Source organism: Pseudomonas sp. 37 R 15 (assembly GCF_900004865.1).
In the GTDB taxonomy this organism is placed as follows: Bacteria; Pseudomonadota; Gammaproteobacteria; order Pseudomonadales; family Pseudomonadaceae; genus Aquipseudomonas; species Aquipseudomonas fluorescens_AM.
This window is the reverse complement of record NZ_CVTV01000054.1, coordinates 99,057-118,924: the sequence shown is the minus strand read 5'-3', so window position 1 is coordinate 118,924 and position 19,868 is coordinate 99,057. Positions and strand designations below refer to the sequence as shown.

Annotated in this window: 17 protein-coding genes; 7 read left to right on the top strand and 10 right to left on the bottom strand. The window is 60.7% G+C overall.

Annotated elements, in window-relative coordinates:
- Positions 1-77: 77 nt before the first annotated feature.
- The gene (gene inhA / locus BFQ04_RS20390; protein ID WP_065952302.1) at positions 78-758 is read right to left on the bottom strand and encodes an isonitrile hydratase; all 681 of its coding nucleotides are present in this window, start codon (positions 756-758) and stop codon (positions 78-80) included.
- An 87-nt stretch (positions 759-845) separates the two neighbouring features.
- On the opposite strand from inhA, the gene BFQ04_RS20385 reads away from it, so the two are divergent.
- Positions 846-1,811, top strand: coding sequence for a GlxA family transcriptional regulator (locus tag BFQ04_RS20385; protein ID WP_065952301.1), 966 nt, complete (start codon positions 846-848; stop codon positions 1,809-1,811).
- Here BFQ04_RS20385 and BFQ04_RS20380 read toward each other — a convergent pair.
- The 3 genes from BFQ04_RS20380 to BFQ04_RS20370 are packed head-to-tail and all read right to left on the bottom strand — an operon-like array spanning position 1,800 to position 5,347.
- On the bottom strand, positions 1,800-2,702 hold the full coding sequence (locus BFQ04_RS20380) for an alpha/beta fold hydrolase (RefSeq protein WP_065952300.1): 903 nt from the start codon (positions 2,700-2,702) through the stop codon (positions 1,800-1,802). The two genes, BFQ04_RS20385 and BFQ04_RS20380, sit on opposite strands and share 12 nt — an antisense overlap.
- Positions 2,703-2,727: 25 nt before the next feature.
- Positions 2,728-4,554, bottom strand: coding sequence for a glycoside hydrolase family 15 protein (locus tag BFQ04_RS20375; protein ID WP_065952299.1), 1,827 nt, complete (start codon positions 4,552-4,554; stop codon positions 2,728-2,730).
- Positions 4,547-5,347: a glucose 1-dehydrogenase gene (locus BFQ04_RS20370; RefSeq protein WP_065952298.1), complete on the bottom strand. Its 801-nt coding sequence runs from the start codon at positions 5,345-5,347 to the stop codon at positions 4,547-4,549. The genes BFQ04_RS20375 and BFQ04_RS20370 overlap by 8 nt, the downstream gene beginning before the upstream one ends.
- Before the next feature lie 418 nt (positions 5,348-5,765).
- On the opposite strand from BFQ04_RS20370, the gene BFQ04_RS30105 reads away from it, so the two are divergent.
- Both BFQ04_RS30105 and BFQ04_RS20360 read left to right on the top strand, forming a co-directional pair.
- On the top strand, positions 5,766-6,563 hold the full coding sequence (locus tag BFQ04_RS30105; RefSeq protein WP_256544601.1) for a hypothetical protein: 798 nt from the start codon (positions 5,766-5,768) through the stop codon (positions 6,561-6,563).
- 630 nt (positions 6,564-7,193) lie between these two features.
- On the top strand, positions 7,194-8,117 hold the full coding sequence (locus tag BFQ04_RS20360) for a hypothetical protein (protein WP_232790605.1): 924 nt from the start codon (positions 7,194-7,196) through the stop codon (positions 8,115-8,117).
- Between the two features lie 56 nt (positions 8,118-8,173).
- Here the strand turns inward: BFQ04_RS20360 and BFQ04_RS20355 are convergent, their stop codons facing one another.
- Complete coding sequence (locus BFQ04_RS20355; RefSeq protein ID WP_065952297.1) at positions 8,174-9,325, bottom strand: MFS transporter; 1,152 nt, start codon at positions 9,323-9,325, stop codon at positions 8,174-8,176.
- Between the two features lie 282 nt (positions 9,326-9,607).
- On the opposite strand from BFQ04_RS20355, the gene tssI reads away from it, so the two are divergent.
- From tssI to BFQ04_RS20340, 3 genes are read left to right on the top strand one after another with little or no spacing between them, the layout of a single operon-like run.
- Positions 9,608-11,626: a type VI secretion system tip protein TssI/VgrG gene (gene tssI / locus BFQ04_RS20350; protein WP_065952296.1), complete on the top strand. Its 2,019-nt coding sequence runs from the start codon at positions 9,608-9,610 to the stop codon at positions 11,624-11,626.
- The gene (locus BFQ04_RS20345) at positions 11,626-12,462 is read left to right on the top strand and encodes a DUF4123 domain-containing protein (RefSeq protein ID WP_065952295.1); all 837 of its coding nucleotides are present in this window, start codon (positions 11,626-11,628) and stop codon (positions 12,460-12,462) included. The genes tssI and BFQ04_RS20345 overlap by 1 nt, the downstream gene beginning before the upstream one ends.
- On the top strand, positions 12,455-13,228 hold the full coding sequence (locus BFQ04_RS20340) for a hypothetical protein (RefSeq protein ID WP_065952294.1): 774 nt from the start codon (positions 12,455-12,457) through the stop codon (positions 13,226-13,228). The genes BFQ04_RS20345 and BFQ04_RS20340 overlap by 8 nt, the downstream gene beginning before the upstream one ends.
- Positions 13,229-13,515: 287 nt before the next feature.
- On the opposite strand, the gene BFQ04_RS30100 is transcribed toward BFQ04_RS20340, so the two are convergent.
- On the bottom strand, positions 13,516-13,677 hold the full coding sequence (locus tag BFQ04_RS30100) for a hypothetical protein (protein ID WP_256544600.1): 162 nt from the start codon (positions 13,675-13,677) through the stop codon (positions 13,516-13,518).
- A 171-nt stretch (positions 13,678-13,848) separates the two neighbouring features.
- On the opposite strand from BFQ04_RS30100, the gene BFQ04_RS20335 reads away from it, so the two are divergent.
- A complete protein-coding gene (locus BFQ04_RS20335) occupies positions 13,849-15,393 on the top strand; it encodes a lipase family protein (RefSeq protein ID WP_256544599.1) in 1,545 nt (514 codons plus the stop codon).
- Positions 15,394-15,400: 7 nt separating this feature from the next.
- Here BFQ04_RS20335 and codA read toward each other — a convergent pair whose 3' ends face one another.
- The 4 genes from codA to BFQ04_RS20315 form a co-directional block, all read right to left on the bottom strand.
- A complete protein-coding gene (codA, locus tag BFQ04_RS20330; RefSeq protein WP_065952292.1) occupies positions 15,401-16,636 on the bottom strand; it encodes a cytosine deaminase in 1,236 nt (411 codons plus the stop codon).
- 65 nt (positions 16,637-16,701) lie between these two features.
- Positions 16,702-17,970, bottom strand: coding sequence for a cytosine permease (gene codB / locus BFQ04_RS20325; protein ID WP_065952291.1), 1,269 nt, complete (start codon positions 17,968-17,970; stop codon positions 16,702-16,704).
- Between the two features lie 215 nt (positions 17,971-18,185).
- Positions 18,186-18,542: a 6-carboxytetrahydropterin synthase QueD gene (queD, locus tag BFQ04_RS20320; protein ID WP_065952290.1), complete on the bottom strand. Its 357-nt coding sequence runs from the start codon at positions 18,540-18,542 to the stop codon at positions 18,186-18,188.
- 76 nt (positions 18,543-18,618) lie between these two features.
- Positions 18,619-19,698, bottom strand: coding sequence for a patatin-like phospholipase family protein (locus BFQ04_RS20315; RefSeq protein ID WP_065952289.1), 1,080 nt, complete (start codon positions 19,696-19,698; stop codon positions 18,619-18,621).
- Positions 19,699-19,868: the final 170 nt, after the last annotated feature.

The window sequence follows — 19,868 nt, the reverse complement described above, 5'->3', positions numbered from 1 at the left end:
GTTGTGTAGATACTTATGCTTATCGGGGGCGAGCCCCTCCCACATTTAGATCTGCATGCATCAGTGGGAATTCAGGCTCAACCCAGGCGCGCCGCCGCCCGCGCAACAATCTCCCCACGCACCCTGCGCGATTCTGCGGTGCGCTTGTGGGCTTCCTCCAGCACATGACTGGGCGCCGTATCCGGGCGGCCCGAGTCGAACGGTGGGGCCGGCGCATATTCGATTTGCAATTGCACCAGTTGCGCCGCCGCTTCGCTGTACAACTCCGCCGCCAGAGTCAGTGCAAAGTCGATACCCGCCGTGATCCCACCGCCGGTGAACAGGTTGCCGTCACGCACCACGCGCGCTTGCACCGGGATGGCGCCCAGTGGCGCGAGCAGGTCGTGGTAGGCCCAATGGGTGGTGGCTTTGCGACCGCGCAGCAGACCCGCCGCGCCCAGTACCAGCGAGCCGGTGCACACCGAGGTCATGTAGCGCACGGTTTGCGCCTGGGCCTTGAGGAAGTCCAGGGTGCCGGGGTCCTCCATCAATGCCCCAACGCCCGAGCCGCCGGGTACGCACAGTACGTCGAGTTTCGGGCAGTCGGCGTAGGTCATGGTCGGCGTAAACACCAGGCCGGTGCTGGAGGTGACGGGTGCCAGGTCCTGCCACACCAGGTGCAGCTTCACGTCCGGCAGCGAACCGAGCACGTCATAGGGGCCGGTCAGGTCCAGTTGCTGGATACCGGGAAATAGCAGAAAGCCGATGTGCAAGGTCATGATGCAGCTCCGTCAGGGGTGGACGGTTCCATTCTAGAGGCCTAGGCTTTGGCGAATACGCCATTGAGCCCACAGATCTCGCCAAATATGCCCAGAGTCATTCATGTTCTCGCGTTCGATAATGCCCAGGTACTCGATGTCACCGGGCCTCTGCAGGTATTCGCTTCGGCCAATGACTTGGCCCGCCAGCGCGGTTTGCCTCTGCCCTATGCGGTGAATGTGATCGCTGACCAGGCGAAACCGGTGGTGACTTCTGCGGGCCTTGGGCTGCTGGCCGATCCGCTGCCCGCCGTCGATCAGCCGTGCGACACGCTGGTGATTGCCGGCGGCTGGGGCGTATACGGCGCCGCCGAAGACCCGGCGCTGGTGCACTGGGTGCGGGAAAAGTCGCGGCACACCCGGCGCATGGCCTCGGTCTGTACCGGCGCTTTCCTGCTGGCCGCCAGTGGCCTGCTCGACGGTTGCCGCGTGGCCACTCACTGGACGCGTTGTGAAGAACTGGCGCGCAAGTTTCCTGCGCTGACGGTGGAGTCCAATCCGATTTTTATCCGGCAAGGCGCGCTGTGGACCTCAGCCGGCGTGACCGCCGGTATCGATCTGTGCCTGGCCCTGGTGGAGGAGGATCTGGGGCGTGCCGTAGCCCTGGAAGTGGCGCGGCATCTGGTGGTATTTCTCAAGCGCCCCGGCGGGCAGTCGCAATTCAGCGTTACTTTATCCCTGCAAAAGAGCGACAGCCGCTTTGCCGAGCTGCACGCCTGGATCGCCGAGAACCTGAGCCTGGACCTGAGTATTTCCACGCTGGCCGCCCAGGCCGGCATGAGCGAGCGCAGCTTCGTGCGCCACTACCGCGCCGAAACCGGCCAGACCCCGGCGCGGGCCGTGGAGCTGATACGTGTCGAAAGTGCGCGCCGGCAATTGGCCGACAGCACCACCTCGATCAAACGCATCGCCGTGCACTGCGGGTTTGGCTGTGAAGAGACCCTGCGGCGCAGTTTCCTGCGGGCCCTGTCGGTGACGCCCCAGGCTTACCGCGAGCGATTTTCACCGCTGTAGCAATTCCAACAGCGCCGCCAGGGTGGCCTGCGGCGCTTCCTGGGGAATATTGTGGCCCACGCCGGGTAACACTTGCCGTCGATAAAATCCGCTGAAATGCTCGATGTCGTCGTCTTCTGCAGGCGGCGGCCCCACGCCGTCATCAGCACCGCACAGCGAAATGCTCGGCACCGAAATCGGGGGTTGCAGCGCCAATGCCTGCTCGATGGACGCCAGCGCCGGGTCGCCCGGTGCGTACAGGAAGCGATGGCGGTAGGAATGGATCACCACTTCGACAAAATCGGGGTTATCGAACGATGGCGCGGTTTGTGCGTACAGGCTCGGCCCGCGCGTCCAGGACGGTGACCACAACGACCACAACAGCTCGCACAGTTCCCGCCGGTTGGCGGTCAGGCCATCCACGCCGCGCTGGGTGTGAAAGTAATACTGGTACCACAGGCGGTGTTCTGTCTCAGGTGCTCGCGGCTTGAGTGACCGGGCGATGTTCTGGATGTTGTAGCCATCGCCAGTCACCAACCCGCGCACCCGTTCCGGCCACAGCGCCGCGACGATACAGGCGGCGCGCCCGCCCCAGTCATAACCGGCCAGGGTGGCGCAGGGGATGGACAGCGCGTCCATGAAGTCCAGCAAGTCCTTGCCCAGCGCTGCCTGTTGACCGGAGCGCATGACCTGCTCATTGATAAAACGCGTGGGGCCGTACCCGCGCAGGTAGGGCACCAGCACGCGATAACCTTGCTCGGCCAGGCCCGGCGCGATGTCGTCGTAGCCGCGAGGGTCGTAGGGAAAACCGTGCAGCAGGATCACCGGCTCACCGTCGAGCGGGCCGTGGGTTTCATAGGCGATATCGAGCATGGACGTGCGCACGTAGAGCAGTGGGGCGAGGGTGGTCATGACCGGCTCCTGAGCAGGGGGGATATCATGGTTGCCATACCGTTTTCGCACCACTGAGTTTACGGTCCAGAAACGTCGCCGCACTGATCAGCGCCAAATGGCTCAATGCCTGGGGCGTATTGCCCAGGTGCCGTGCCTGGCTGTCGAACTCTTCGGCGTACAGCCCCAGCGGGTTGGCGTAGCGCAGCAGTTGCTCGAACTCAAGGTGAGCCTTTTCCACCTGGCCGGCGCGGGCCAGGCATTCGACGTACCAGAACGAACACGCGGCAAACGCGCCTTCAGTGCCTTGTAACCCATCGATCTGGCTGTCGTCGTTGCGATAACGGTAGACCATGCCATCGCGGACCAGGCTTTTCTGGATCGCCTCCAGTGTCGACAACCAGCGTGGATCGGTGGCGGCAACGAAGCGCACCAGCGGCATCAACAGCATCGAACCGTCGAGGGCGGTACTGCCGATGTGCTGCACGAAATGCCCACGTTCTTCGTTCCAGAAGTTGCTCCAGATATCGGCATAGATCGCTTGGCGGGTCTGGTCCCAACGCGCGAACGGCGCCGGTAACGAGCGCTTGGACGCCAGGCGGATCGCCCGGTCCACGGCCACCCAGCACATCAGGCGCGAGTGCAGGAAGTGATGCTGCTCGCCACGCATTTCCCAGATGCCGACGTCTTGCTGATTCCAGATTTCGCAGACTTGATCGACCACTTCCACGGTGTGCTTCCAGCCTTCGTGGGAGATGGCTTCGCCGTATTTATTGACCAGGTAAACCGCATCCATCAGCTCGCCGTAGATATCCAACTGGACCTGGTCAAACGCTTCATTGCCCACGCGCACCGGCTGGGCGCCGCCATGGCCGCTGAGGTGATCCAGGGTGGTTTCCGACAACTCCTGGCGGCCATCGATGCCGTACAGGATGTTGATTTTGGTCGGCTGGCCGCAACAGTCGCTGACCCGACCCTTGAGCCAGCGCATGTAGGCGTTGGCTTCCTCGACGAAACCCAGACGCATGAACGCGTAGACGGTAAACGAAGCGTCGCGGATCCAGGTGTAGCGGTAGTCCCAATTGCGCTCGCCGCCGGGTGTCTCGGGCAGGCCGAAGGTGGCGGCGGCGATGATTGCGCCGTGTTTGCGTGAGGTCAGCAACTTCAGCGCGAGGGCCGAGCGGTTGACCATTTCACGCCAGCGTCCGCGGTAGTTCGATTGACCGATCCAACTGCGCCAGAACTTCAAGGTGCGTTCCAGGTAGAGGTCGGGGCAGGCGTTCGTCACGCGGGGATCGTCCTGGCCGCCGAGGACGAATTCAGCGCTCTCGTTCTGGGCCAGGGTGAAGCTGGCCGTCGCGACATGTTCGTCGAGGGTCAACGGGTGGCTGCCCGCCAGCCGTAGTCCGGGCTGACCGTCCGCGCGGAACAACACGCCTCGATCGACGGCCTCGGCGTGGGTCTTGGCGCGGGCGTAGTCATGGCGCACGGCGCAGCGTAGATGGAGCGTCGCCGTGCCGCTGACCACTCGCACGCGGCGGATCAATAAAGGTAGATCATCGACCTCTTCGCTGACGGCCAGCAAATCAGTGATTTCCACCACCGCCGCATCGCTGAGCCAACGGGTTTGCAGCACATTGGTGTCGGGCAGGTAGATCTGCTCGCGGCGCGCATTGGGCAAGTCCGGGGTGAGCTGGAAAGTGCCGGCCTCGGGGCTGTCGAGCAACGCGCAAAAGATCGATGGACTGTCGAATTCCGGCCAGCAGAAAAAATCGATACTGCCCCGGTCATTCACCAACGCTGCGCTGCGCATGTCGCCGATGATGCCGTGGGCATCGATGGCACTTTGTGGTTCGTTCTTCAAATCAACCATTGCCACGAAACTCCGGATAAAGGCTCATGCCGCCATCGATGAACAGGGTGCTGCCGACCACGTAATCGGACGCGTCGCTGGCCAGCCACACCACCGCATTCGCCACGTCTTGCACATCGCCGACGCGGCCGTAGGGAATCAACTTGAGCAGCTCCTGTTCTGCGGCGCCTTCAGTGGCCGCACGGTTGATCGCCGTGCGAATCGCCCCCGGCGCAATCCCGTTGATCCGAATGCGCTGCTCGCTGACCTCCTGGGCGAGGGTGCGCATCAGCATCTCCACACCGCCTTTGGACGCTGCGTAATTCACGTGCCCGGCCCAGGGAATCAACTGGTGCACCGAGCTCATATGGATGATCTTGCCGGCGGCGCGGGACACGCCCTCACGCACACCCTGGCGGTTGAAAATTCGCACCGCAGCGCGTGCGCAGAGAAATTGACCGGTGAGGTTGACGCCAATCACCGTGTTCCAGTCCTCGAGGCTCATGTCGACCAGGTTGGCGTCTTTCTGCAGGCCGGAGTTGGCGACGAGAATATCCAGATGGCCGAAGGCATCGAGGGTCTGGGCGAACAGACGTTCGACGTCGGCTTCTTTGGACACGTCCCCAGCGACGGCAATGGCTCGGCCACCGTTGGCATTGATCTGCGCCGCGAGCGTTTCGGCCGGTGCCGCCTGGGAATTGTAGTTAAGCACCACGGCTGCTCCGGCCTCGGCCAGCGCTTTGGCGGCACCCGCGCCGATGCCGGAGCTGGCACCGGTGACCAAGGCCACTTGTTGCTGCAAGGAAATCTGCATCACCCACCCGCTGTTTAATGAGAGTCTTTTGTGCTGACTGATGCGGGGCAATGGAAGTTCATCATGCTGCTGCGTGGGACGAAGGGGAGTAACCGATGGAACTGTGATTTCCCACGTACACCAAGGCCCCCTCTGAAGGCGATGTGCCGTTCAAGGGCCGCGACCTGCCGCTCATCCTGCCCAGGGTGAGCGGCGATTTGCGTTGTGCTGTGAATGGGGAAAATTTCGCGGTGTGCCTTTCATCTGTCACGACCTCCTTCCTACCCGCATTCAGAAGTTTTCAACACGTCGAGGAACCCAATGCCATCGCTCTGCCACACAGCAAATGCCTGCTGGTGCATACCTGCGCCACGGTTCATTCATCGCTGGCACAACTGCAGCAGCAAGGCACCGCCCTAAATCAGAACTGGAGCACCACATGTCGGTATCCGCATCCAATCAAGCGTTGCCCTCAGCCATTGACAACCTCTCGCAGCCGCCTGCAGCCGCCCAACCCAGCCCTGCGGCCAAGGGTGCGGGCGCGGCAGGCCCAAGTTTCGAGCAGTCGGCGAGTCAGCCCGGCCCGGTTTTCGATAGCGCAACGCAGTCTTCGAAATCCGGCTTCAATCCAGGCCCACCTCCACGTCCCAACCCCACGCTGCCGGATCCTTATTACGGCAAGCAAAGCAACGAGCTATTGGCTCAGGGGCTGTTGAATAGCTACAACGCGTTCAAACCCTGGTATGCACCGAACGTCACGCCTGGACATGTCGATAAGCTGGCCGGTCGGCCCCTGACCGGTAACCCGGAGCGGGATGCGAATATCAGGCTGGCCAGGGAGTTGCTCAAGCGCCCAGGCCTGATGCAGGCTCTGGATCGAAATAACGGAACGGGGTCTTTGGACCAGTCCTTGTCCAAAGACGACATCAATAAATTCATTCTTTCGTCCAACCCTCTAAAGCTTCAGGACGACAGGCAACTTGCCCAGAATGTCCTGAATAACTTCAGTGCGTTGAAAGGGCCGTGGTGGAGCGCTGACAGAAACGCCATCGATATCAACAAGTTCGCACAGTTCGCTGCGCGCCCGCTTTATGGTCATGCGCCAACCGACAGCATCACCCAACTGTCGAGGGAAATCATGAATCGTTCGGAGCTCAAGGGCTCGATGGACAACGTTTTCGGGTTCCTGCGCGATGGCAAGATCACTCGAGACGACCTGTATCGGCTCCTGCGCTAAGACCTGGCTTCACTGCGTTGTATCGGCTGGTGGATTCCCCAGCCGCGAAATCGCCCGTCGGCGATGCGGGAACCATTTGCAAGTATTTACCACGAACAGAGCATCCATCGGTCTTACCCTTGGATGCCTTCGTCTACTGGAACAGGTAATGGCCTATGAATTCCACATCATTTGAACCTCGCCAGTCTCACTCCCAGTACGCTGTTGCAAGCTTGCCTGCTCCGGCAACTCCGGTGCAAAGCCCAGGCAAATCTCAGGCAAAGGGGCTCAACCTCACGTCATCGCCCAAGTTCAGTTTCAAGGCGCCTACGACCGAAGACTTTGACAGGGGCTCGCGAACCTCGGAGGACGGGCCGGCGCCTCGGTCTGCGTTGTCATTGCTCGAAACACTCTGGAGCAAATTATCACGTCGACCGTGATCCCTAGACGGACCACGTTGGGGAAAAGTCCGGCCAGTCTGGCTGGTTACAAACGCTCAAGTTTTACCTCGCCCATGCGCAGGACTTCTCGGAACCAATATTTTTTGAGTTGCCACACATCCGTTGCGTGTCTCGTGCTGACAGTCGACGCGGGTTGAAGACTGGGCACTCCAGGTTCAGTTGATGGAATCTAACTAGGGTGGGAATGAACATGACTTACGGGATTACTCCAGGCGCTGGAATACCTCTCATACCAAATCAGGAGCCTGCGCCGGCCAGTGGTGGTTACACGCGACTCAGCGTCGTCGACAAGGCGATCGGCACTCAGCAGCCGCTGGCAACGAACTCGAGTTTTGTCTCGAACAACCTGATGGTCAACGGCGCCAGCCGGCATTTCGACGGTCAAGGCATGTACGGCGGAATGTCGAATGTAGGAAATCCCTATATCAGTTCGGATGACCATCTGCTGGCGACAGACCTGGTCAGCAACTTTTCCATGCTGGATAAGTTCAAGACAGATGGCCATCTGACCCAGGGCGGACTGCAAAAAATTGCCGGTGAGGATGTGCATAAAAGCAGCGTCTCGGAACGCACCATCATGTTGGCCAGGGAGATACTCAATCGCCCCAGGGTCAACGAAGCGATTCTTGTGGATGGCGGTAAAATCACACCGGAAAGTCTGGCAAAAGCAGCCGAATTGCTCACCGGTAATACCAACCCCAATACCCAGAGCGCGGATCCGTTCCATAGCATGTCCAACGCCCAGGTCGTTACGACATTCAGGGGCATGTTTGACCAACTTCGGGATAAGTCGGAAGATTTTTCCTGGCCATGGGATAAACACAGGTTTGTAAAAACAGACACGCTTGTCGAGATGAGCAAGGATCCTGACGAGCTGGATAGTAAAGGTAATGTTGTGCGAGACCCCGCCAACGGTTTCCCGAAAAAGCAATACAGCGAACAGCTGGTGTACCTCGCCAAAAATATCGTTGAAAGACCCGGCTTGCTGGACTCGCTGGACAATTACAAGGCTAACGGCTTCGCCCTGACGGGAAGTCGTAACAGTGATGGGTGGCTGAAGAACTACAGCATCGATCGATGGTTGGAAAACGATAAGATAGAAAAGGGCAACTGAAGGCGCCGCAGAGGCATGAGCGGGTTGCATGAATCAAGCCGCTCATACAGGCGAATTTATACGCGCAGTATCCTTCCGCTGATCGCCACCGCCACCAGCAAACCACCGATCAGCAGGAAGGCGGTTGCCATGCTGCTGCCATGGGCAATGAACCCGATCACTGCCGGCCCTGCCAGGATGCCTGCGTAGCCCAGCGTGGTAATGGCGGGTACGGCAATGTGTTCCGGCATCACGCTCTGCTTGCCGACAGCGGTATAGAGCACCGGGACGATATTGGAGCACCCGGCGCCCACCAACGCGTACCCGAGCAGCGCCATTTCCCAGGCAGGGGAGAGCGTCGCCAGGAACACACCGGCCGCTGCCAGCGTGCCACCGCCCACGATCACTCGGGTAGCGCCCAGGCGCCGCACAATAATGTCACCGGTCAGGCGCCCGGCGGTCATGGTCAGGGCGAATGCCGCGTAGCCCAGGCCTGCATACGCTGCGTCCAGCCCGCGCTCGGCACTCAGGAACACCGCGCTCCAGTCCAGTACCGCGCCTTCAGCCAGGAAGACGATGAAACACAGGCAGCCGATAAACAGCACCACGCCATGGGGAATGGCAAACGCCGGCCCCGAGCTTTCACTGCCGTAGGGCAGTAAATGGGGCGCGGCCTTGAGCAGCGCCACTACCATGATGACGATCACTACCAGGGTTGCCTGCAGCGGCGACAAGCCCAGCCCCAGCAGGCCGGAGACCCCCGCCGCACCCACGATGCCGCCCAGGCTGAACAAGCCGTGGAAGCCCGACATCATGGTTTTCCCGCTGGCTCGTTCAACAATCACCGCTTGCAGGTTGACGGTCGAATCCACGGTACCCAGCCCTGCGCCAAACAGGAACAACCCCGCCATCAACAGCGGAATCGAACTCACGGTGGCCAGCATCGGCAGCGCCAGGCAGATCATGATCGTGCCGGCGGTCAACACGCGCCGGCAGCCAAAGCGCGACGCCAACACCCCTGCCACGGGCATGGCGAGAATCGATCCGACCCCCAGGCACAACAACAACAGACCAAGCGTGCCTTCGTTGAGTTGCGCGCGTGCCTTGGCGTACGGCACCAGCGGCGCCCAGGCCGCGATACCGAAGCCGGCGATGAAAAAAGCGATGCGGGTGGACATTTGCTCCAGCCGCCCGGGAACCACGGGGGCGGAAGTGGGGATGGCAGTCATGAATAATCCTTGGCGTTGCGTTCAACGAACGATGTCCGGCGCGACATCCTTGCATATCAGGCCTCGTCGGGCGAGCCGGGTTCCGTCGGGATCAGCGGGCGAGGCTTGGTAAAAGACGCTTCCATTCTCGCCGTACGAATCTTCTGTTTTATTTTCAAAGAGCCGTTTTTTTCCTGAAATCGCTAAGCTTCAGAGCGTTCAGGCGCTTTTTCTCGGTCAGCGTTCCAGCAATCAACGGGGAGAGCTTTTAATCAGCGGGTTATTGATGGCGGGTAACAACGGATGGTTGACGCGTTTGTTTCGTCACGTTTCAAATTAATGATTTCAGGCTGTACTGCCAATTTGCAGGTACTCGCTTTCGAAGGCAGTGAGTGTCTTGATCAGCCGTATTTCATACAGGTGCAAGTCGTCAGTGAAAACCCTGACCTGGAGCTGGAGGCGTTGCTGCATCAGCCGGCCTATCTGGATCTGGGCGCAACGGATCAAGGCCTGCACGGGGTGGTCTACGCCATCGGCCGTGATGCCGCGGGGGCCCGGCTCACCCATTACCACCTCACGCTCGCGCCCCGCTTGGCCTGCCTCGCCCATCGCCTTGACCAGCGGGTTTTCCAGCAGCGTAGCGTGCCGCAGATTATAGCCAGCGTGCTTGCGCAACACGGCATCCTCGCAGATGCCTACGCCTTCGAGCTCGGCCCGGTGATTTATCCGCCGCGGCTGTTTTGCGTGCAGTATGGGGAAACTGATCTGCACTTCATTCAGCGACTGTGCGAGGAAGAGGGTATCCATTACCACTTCCGTCATAGTGCCAACGGTCATTTACTGGTGTTTGGTGATGATCAGACGGTGTTTCAGCGCCTGCCGATGCAGCGATACTGCTCGACGCTTGATCCGTTGGCCGCAGCCAACGGCGTCAAGCGCTTCGATATACGCCTGGAAACCCGCAGTCGGCGAACAGTGCGCCGGGATCACGACTTCGAACACCCGTCGCTGCGGCTTCACGACGTCTCTGGCGGTGCACCGGGCACAGACCTTGAGGACTACCGTTACCCGGCAGGTTTCACCCGGCGTGCACGCGGGGCGCAATTGACGCGTCGCAGTCTGGAGCGGCATCAGTCCGACCGCCATCGCGCGTTGGGCAGCAGTGACCAGCCCCTGTTGCGCAGTGGTCACTTTCTTGCGTTGCAAGATCATCCGGATCCGACCTGCAATGACTTGTGGTTGCTCACCTGGGTGCGCCATGAAGGCTATCAGCCACAGGTCCTGGAGGAAGCGGCAGGCGATACGGACGCCTTCGTGAGGTATCGCAACCGTTTCACCGCGACCCCTTGGCGTGCCGTGCATCGGCCCCCCCTCAAACATCCCAAGGCCTCCATCAATGGCAGCCAGACGGCAACTGTTACGGGGCCCGCGGGCGAGGAGGTGCACTGCGACGCGTACGGTCGCGTGAAGGTGCGGTTTCATTGGGATCGGCTGGACAGGTCGGATGATAAAAGCAGCTGCTGGGTGAGGGTCGCAACCGGTTGGGCCGGTTCCGGGTTTGGCGCCATGATGATTCCACGGGTGGGCATGGAGGTGCTGGTGACCTTCCTGGAGGGTGACCCGGACCAGCCGGTGATCAATGGTTGCCTGCCCAACGCATCGCACATGCCGGCCTTTTCCCTGCCGCAGTACAAGACCCGCAGCGTGTTGCGCAGTTGCAGCGTTCCAGGTGGCGCGGGCAGCAACGAGCTGCACCTGGAAGACCGCTGTGGCGAGGAACTGATCTACCTGCGCGCCCAGCGCGATCTGGAGCAGCACGTGGGCCATGACAGCCGTTTGCACGTGCTCGGTGAGCGCAGTGAAGTCATCCGAGGCTTGAGCACGGTTCGTCTTGAGAGCGGTGAGCAGCGCCACATCACGGGCGAGCGCAGGGTTGTGCTCAAGGCAAGCGACCACCTCGCCGTGCAAGGCGACAGCCACACCCAGGTGGCCCAGGTCATGGTGATCGAAGCCGGCCAACAGATTCACCTGAAGGCGGGAGCCAGCCTTGTCATCGATGCGGGCGCTCAGTTGAGTTTCAAGGCGGGCGGCGAGTATTTGCAGATTCAGGCCGGCGGGATTTTCAGCAGCCGGCCGATCACTGTCGGCGGTTCGCCATGCGCTGCAAGGTCGGCCAGCCCTTCGTCTGTTGCGGGCATTCCTGAGGTTTCGGTCGTACAGGGCCTCATCACAGACTTGGCCGGCCAGTTGGATGCGGATTTTTGCCCCCTATGCGAGCGTTGTCGCGAAGGTCAATGCGATAGCACCGGGAGGGCCGCGTGATGCAGGACGTGCCTTATCAATGGATGGCGCATCAGCAACAAGCGGGGCGTCGTCTGTGCCTGATACTCGAAGCCAGCAACGAGCGTTGCCAGTCGCTCATGGCGGCTCGCGACCTCTCGCAATATTGCCCGCTCTATGCTGAAACCGCGGCAGCGGAGCTGGCAAGCAAGGGCCCGGTGATCCTGCTATTGGAACAGACAGGCGAGCCTGTGTTGGCCAATCTTCTGCAAAACCCTGAGGCAAATCGAGGGTGGCTGGGCAGTTTGCCCAACGATGACTTGGCCAGTGTGACCCGACATTGGCGTGAGCGCCTGCTGGTCGGGTCAGAAGGTGAAAAGGCTCTGTACCGTTTTCACGACAACCGCACCCTGGCCCGTGCCCTGGCGTATCTGCCGGCAGAACAATGGCCGGTCTACCTGGGCCCGCTGACCAGCGTGTGCTGCTGGCATGAGGGACGTTGGTGCAGCCACGACAACCCCGCACCGGGTGAGTACCCGGTGCCCGATCCCGCGCCCTGGTTACAGGTGCCCAATCCCCAGGCGTCGGCCATTCTCCAGGCCAATATCCTGCGCTACCTGCTGGCCGAACACAGTGAAGACCTGGCGGCCCTGGTGGAGTTTCACGACCCCAGGATCTGGTTGGCCGGTGTGCTCGAGCAGGCCCGTCTCTGGCAATGGCGTTCGTCTGAGCAACTTGAATTCCTGGTGGTGCGCCGGCTGGAGGAGGCGACCCGGAGCAGTGTCATTCGCTGGCAGCCGCTGAAGGGGGAGGCACCCGGGCAGCATTTTGAGCGGGTGCGGGAACAGTGGTGCACAGAAGGGCTCGGGAATGCGTAGGTGGATGGGAAAAGTGTTGCTAGGCATTGGGATGGTGTGGCTAACGGGGTGTGCGGGGAGGGCGGCGGATAGCTTTACGTTGGAGGTGGATTTGCCGGCGGGGTTTGAACTTAAAACGGCGGCTAATTACCGACCTGCCGTGGGTGAGACCTGTACGTTGCCGCAACGACGAGGCAAGCGGCCCGAGCGGAAATTATTTTTTACTGACTACACGCCGTCGGCGAGCCGCGTGAGTTATGAGCTGCTGTTGAGTGAAACGGTGGAGGGATGTCCGTTGGTATTGGCCAATGTCGAGTTCGACTTCACGGCGAAGTGGGGGACGCGCAATGCAGATATCGGAGGGGATTCTGCCCGCATTTTCATTAGAGATCGTCTGGATACACCCGGCATGCCGGAGGCAGGGGTTCAGCAGATCGTGGGGAGGTGTCAGTGGTGGTTTCGCACGCTAGGTCCTGTGCATGGAATCAGGAAGATTCTGCAGTGCCGTTCGGTGGATGCTGCGGGGCAGCAGCAAAACGCGAAACCAGGCGGTGTTGCGCAACGCGACCAGTTACCGGGGAAAACACTCAGGATGGTGTTGACTGTGGCGGATGAGGAGCGGCCTGCCTTTGATAATAACTGGATAGCTGTACCCGGCGGATGGAAGCGTTGCAGAGGAAAGAGTGTTGGAGATATGTACGCTCACTGTAACGGCGATAAAACTAACTTCAAACCTATAAAAATGCCGGATGGTCGCATCTGTGATGTGTATCCGTCATGTAATTAACAAGGAGGCTACTCATGAAACAGGACGCAAGGACGCGAGCTTTTTTCAGTGACAGTAAACCGGCCTGTGCCCTACGAGGACACTGGTTGAGTTTTTGTCTGGTTGATGAAAATGGTGTGGGAACAATGTATGACGGCCTGCGGTACACCGTTCATGACAGTGTCGGACAACGATACGAAGGTAGGCTGGACGGTCAAGGATTCGCCAGATTACAGAATATTCACTGCGGCCCCGTTGTACTCGTACTAGACGAACTCTATTCGGGTGTTGAACAGTGTTATCAACAGTTAATGGTGCGGCGTACTTATGCGCTGCCTATCACTGATCTCCAGTTCCGCGCTGAACAAACGCGGTTCGCCAATGCCAATGGCCAACGAACCGAGAGTAATCCGATACAGCAGAAAGCTGACCGGTTCTATCAAGTAGAAGTCCGAGACCTGGTCCGCCATGTCGCCCACTTGCCGCCGGTAGAATCACGGGCGCACCGTCCCAAACGCCACGTTTTGAAAGTGTTGGCCGAACTGGGATTTGGGCCGCCCGAATCAACCTTGGCGGGCATCGTGCTACACCCTAACCTCCACACTGCTCTCGAAGTTCGGCCACTGCGAGCGCTACGCCCCATGCTGTCGACGCAAGACAGCTTTTGTGCCCTGAACCTGTATCAACTGGCATTGTTCGCTGCGATGAGCTACTGCGATTTTGGTCAGGTGCCGTCAAAAAATCCTTTGGATGAAGTCCGATTCCCGCAGCACCCCAGTGTTGGAAACCTGTTCGCCGAGCAGCTGTCGGGCTACCACGAGGTCTGGCAGATTGATCCGGAGCAAGTTCAGCGTTTTTATCCGCTTTATGAAGAAGTCGCTTATTCAAAACGCTTCGAAATCTTGCCCTTCGATCCTGAGTTGTACCCGCAAAATCGTCCAGAACTGAAAGAAGAGCAGGAACACCCTGCGCGCTTGCACTTTTTCGATGACGAAAAAGATGGTACCGACACCCAGGCTTTTATCACTCACCACGATGAGGTGGTTCTGATATCTGTGAGAGGCACATTCAGCAAGACCGACGCATTGCGCGATGCGAATGCCCACCAAGTGGCTTTCGCTGACGGCGTCGGCAAGGCGCATGAGGGCTTTTATCAGGCCTACCGAGCGATGCGCGATTTCATAGTGCAATACCTCGACCAATTCTATGTAGGTCAACGCGTTGTCATCTGCGGCCACAGCCTGGGCGGCGCGATTGCCTTGCTGCTGGCTGAAGGGCTGCGCCGAATCCCGGACGCCCATTACAACCCACTCCTCTACACCTACGGCGCGCCCCGCGCCGCCGATTCCGAATTCACCGCAGGCGCCCGCGCCCTGGTTCACCACCGAATCGTCAACCATAACGACCCTGTCCCCAGTGTCCCGGCGCCGTGGATGAACACCACTGCCAAACTGTGGGTGCCGGGGGCTGTCACCTTGTTCAGTGCGCCCACCGCCGGCGGTTTGCTGTTCGTCGCAGGCCTGGTGCGCGTAGGTGGGAATGCCTACCAGCACCAGGGCGAACAACAGCACTTCATGCCCATCACGCTCCCGGATGGCACGCATTCTTCAGTGCTGTGGAAACCTGGCTGTGAATCGATCCAGGAACTGGGCTGCAATCGGGCGTTGCGGTTGCACGGCGACATGCCCGACCGCGACAACCTGTTGAGGCAGCTCTTCCAAACCAACCAGCACTTTATGACCGCCAGTTATATTCCTGCGGCCTGGGCGACATTGCGACGCTGGCAGCAAACCCTGGATAGCCAGGGTCCCCTGGTCACTGCGAGGGAGTTCGAGTTGCTTGATCGGGCGCTCGAAGACATGCGCGAGCAACTGAGGGCCAAGCGCCGCGAACTTGCCCGTATGCGCCCGGCCAACGACCGTGGCCATGAGCATAACGACGCCTTGAACGCAGAGATCGACCGCTTGCATACCAGTCGCGAGCGCTTGGCCAGCCTGCGCTGGCGCCGTCTCGATGGGCGCGATGTGTACGGCAGCCACGCCCAGGGCGCGCACCTGCAACAGGGCCTCAAGCGCTGGTTCACTCACCGCGAAAACCGAGTCTTGGCCCAGGTTGCCAGTATCCCTTCACCTGTCCACAGCGACCTGGGCAAAGTGCAAGTGCTGGACATCGACTCGATCGTCTAGCGCCGTGTTACATAAATTCCACCTGGGCCGGCTGACGCTTCATCAGCACCTTGCCGTTGCGGATCGAATACAACGGCAGGCCCTGGCTGCGAATCACCTCATAGTCGCTGTCTGCCGACAGCACCAACAGGTTGGCCGGTCGGCCGGGTGCCAGGCCGTAGCGGTCGCCGAGCGCCATGGCCTTGGCGCTGTTGTCGGTGACCAGGTCCAGGGCGCTCTGCAGGTTGCGGTAGCCGAGCATATGGCAGATGTGCAAACCGGCTTCCAATACCCGCAGGATGTTGCCGTTGCCCAAGGGATACCAGGGGTCGACGATGGAGTCCTGGCCGAAACACACGTTCATGCCGGCTTCGAGCAGTTCGTTGACGCGGGTGACCCCTCGGCGTTTCGGGAAACTGTCAAAGCGGCCTTGCAGGTGGATACTTTCGGTGGGGCAGGAAACGAAGCTGATGCCGGAGTGACCCAGCAGGCGAAACAGTTTGGCGCAGTAGGCGTTGTCGTAGGAGCCCATGGCGGTGGTGTGGCTGGCAGTGACGCGGGCGCCCATGTCGCGGCTGCGCGCTTCTTCGGCCAGCACTTCGAGAAAGCGTGAGTGCGGGTCATCGGTTTCGTCGCAATGTACGTCCACCAGGCAGCCGGTGCGTTCGGCCAGGTCCATGAGGAACTTCACCGAACTCACCCCTTGATCGCGGGTGTACTCGAAGTGGGGGATGCCGCCAATGACATCGGCGCCCAGGCGAATGGCTTCTTCCATCAGTTCACGGCCATTGCGGAACGACTCGATGCCTTCCTGGGGAAAGGCCACGATTTGCAGATCGATCAGGTGCGCGCTTTCTTCACGCACTTGCAGCATGGCTTTGAGCGCGGTGAGGTCCGGGTCGGTCACGTCGACGTGGGTGCGCACATGCTGGATACCATGGGCGGCGAGGGCCTGGATGGTTTTCTTCGCGCGAGTCCTGGTGTCTTCCTCCGTGATGGTGGCTTTGCGTTCGCCCCAGCATTCAATGCCTTCGAACAAGGTGCCGCTCATGTTCCAGCGGGGTTCGCCGGCGGTGAGGGTGGCATCCAGGTGAATGTGCGGTTCGACGAAGGGCGGGATCACCAGGTTGCCAGCGGCATCCAGGTCGCCGGCCATTGACATCGGTACGCCTGTTTGCGCAGTGATGCTGGCGATCCGGCCATATTCCAGGTGCAGATCATGCAGGCCTTCACGGTCGCGCAGGCGGGCATTGATGATGTGCATGGTCAAGTTCCTCTTGGCTAAATTCAATCAGGCGACCGTCAGATTACCATTGGCGGTGCTCAGGCTCATGCCTGGGCGTCAGCCAGCGGTGCGCGCACGCGCAGTACGGCGCTGAGCAGTATGTAGGTGAGCGACGCGGCCGCGATCCCCACGAGCGGTGCAACCCAAGGCGAGTTGAACGCCAGCAGCGTACCCACCGCGTACGCCGTCAGCCCGGGCCAGTTGAACGCGGGCAGGCGGGCATCTGCCAGGCGTGGGTACTGGCCGCGATAGCGATAGAAGAAGTCCGCCATGATCACCCCGCCAATCGGCGGGATCACCGTGCCCAACAGAATCAGGTACGGCACGAGCATGTCGTACATGCCCAGCAAGGCGAGCAGGGTGCCGATCACCGCACCGGCCAGGGTCACGGTTTTGCGCCGCCGGGTGCGCAGCAGATTGCAACCGGCGACGGCGAAGTTGTAGATGGTGTTGTCCTGGGTGCTCCAGATGTTGAGCAGCAACATGGCCATCGCCGCCATGGCGAAACCCTGCAACAGCAACACTTCCACCACATCCGGTTGCTGATAGACGATCGCGCCGTAGGCGCCGATCAGCACCATCAGGCCGTTGCCGATAAAAAAACCGATCAGGCTGGCCAGCACCGCGACCCTGGCCGAGCGGGAGAACCGCGTCCAGTTGGTGGCCTGGGTTGCGCCGCTGACAAAGGTGCCGAACACCAGGGTGATCGCCGTGGACAGGTCCAGCTCGGCGGTCGGCACCACCGCCAGCAGGCCGTCCAGCCCGCCGACCTTCACGGTGGCGACCCACATCGACAGCAACAGCAAAAGGCCCATGGCGGGCACCGCGATATAAGACAGGATTTCCAGCCCGCGATACCCCACGTACGCGGTCGCACAGAACACCAGGCCAAACACCACCATCAAGGCCAGTACGCTGCCCTGACTTAATGCGAAATACTTGCCCAGCACCACGGCGGCCGTCGCGGTACCCCAGGCGTACCAGCCAATCTGGGTGAAACCGAGGATCAGGTCACTGAGCTTGCTGCCGATTTCACCAAAGCAGAACCGCCCCATCAATACCGAGTTCAGGCCGCTCTTGAAGGCGATGTACCCCAGCCCTGCGGCGTATATACCCAGCAGCAGGTTACCCAGGGCCACGACGCCGAGCATGCCGGTAAAACTGAAGGCCACCCCCAGCTTGCCGCCGGCAAACATCGTTGCCGTAAAAAACGTGAACCCCAGCAGCACCATGGCCGTGGACGCCAGGCCCTTGCGCGCATGCAGAGGCACTTCACTGAGCGGGTAATCGTTGCCGGATTCTTGCTGAGTCATGTGCCTTGCTCCCTGAATGATGACGCAGGCCTGTTGCACCGAGCGTGCCAAGCCTTCGGCAACGGTGTATCGACAGCCAAGCGCAGGGAGATGGTCGGCGCGATGGTTCCAGGTGGCCTATCAAGCGCGAAAGCAGTGCAGCCGTGGAACAAATTGGATCAGTGGCGCCAGGCGTAAAAAAACCACCCGCAGGTGGTTCTTCAACGCTGGATCGCTTACTCGCCGCGATAAATGCACCCGCTGGTGCACGTCTCATGGATGCGAATCGCGCTGAGTTCCGGCAGCAAGGGTTTCAATTCAATCCAGATCCACTTGGCCAGCACTTCGCTGGTGGGGTTTTCCAGGCCGGGGATGTCATTGAGGTAATTGTGGTCGAGACGCTCGTAGAGCGGCTTGAAAATCGCCTTGATTTCCGAGAAGTCGCGAATCCAGCCGGTATGGGGATCCAGGTCGCCGCTCAAGTGGATCGCCACCTTGAACGAATGCCCGTGCAGGCGCCCGCATTTATGGCCGTCCGGGACGTGGGGCAGGCGGTGGGCGGATTCGAACGTAAACTCTTTGAAGATTTCCACGGTATTTTCAGCTCGGTCAGGTATCTGGCAGGCGGCGAGTTTAACAGCTTGACCTGTCGCCGCGCATACCGCTGGGTCAAAGTGCTTGCAAACGCTCGCCCAGGCCACCGTTGTCCGCCAACTGCAGGAACTCATCCCCCAACCGCCGACTCTCGCTCATTGCCGTCTGCCAGTACCTGTTGCGACTCGGGTCATCGCCCATGAAGCGCTTGAAGTCGCTGCGGTCCGGCAATTTGCCGTGGGGCAGGCGGGCCAGGTAGTCCTTTGACGGCGCCAGCAGCAGGACATCCTGCAATCCTTGTGGGTTGCTGCGTCGCCACGGCAGTCCCTTGTCAAACCAGCCCGGAATGACGCGATCGGTAAAGTGCGGGTACAGCACGATATCGTCGCCGCGGTAGGGCAGGTCGAGGTGGTAGTCCAACAGGCCGCCGTCGCGGTAGGTTCCGACGCCTGCGCCGGGCAGGTCGCGCACACCTTGCATCACCATGGGAATCGAGCCGGACGCCAGCAGCGCCTGGCGCAGGTTGCCCATTTGCAGTTCTAGGAAGCGCGACGGGAAATCCTTCAGCGCATGCACCGGCGGCGCTTGGCGGGGATCGTGGACGATCAGCCGTTCGAAATGCCGCGACAGCCGTGCGCGGCCGCGCAGGTTATCGGCAATCACCGATGACAGGCCCAGCCCCAGCCGGCCGCGATGGTCATCGGCGAGCAGGCCATGGCTTTTAACCACCATGATGTTCAGGCGATAGTCGGGGTTGTTCAGTACGTGTGCATCGCGGCCGGCCAGCAGGTCATCGAGCATGCGCTGACAGCTCTGGCTGACTTCGGCCATGGTCACGCCTTTGGCGAAACGCTGTTCGTTATATAGGCGGCCCAGGTCGAGCAAGCCTTGCACCGGGTCGGGCAGGCAAGCGCTGGCAAACCGCCAGGAACCGATGGAAGCACCGATCAGCGCCCGCTCCCGAGGCGCGCGCGCCAGCCAGTCGCCGAATAGCGCCAGGTCCAGGCCTTGTATGCCCAGGGCCTTGGGGCCGCCGGCCGCGCCCGGAAGGATGCCAACGTCAGCAGGGGCAAGGCCTTGTTCACGAATGCGTGCAAAGGCGCGTTTGCCGGCCTTGAGCGTCAGGGCGGGGAACTTGATGTGGATTGCAGTCATACCGGTCTCTGTCAAAGCGATCGTAGGCGCGAGCTCGCCAAACATGTCAACGATGCCGCGTGAACCTTTATAAACGCTGCGCCAGCGAGAGCAAGCGCGCGCCTCCAGCAAATTGCCATGGTGGCAATTCAGTTTCAGTTAAGTTGCCGCGCGTACCGTAATCCGTTGTA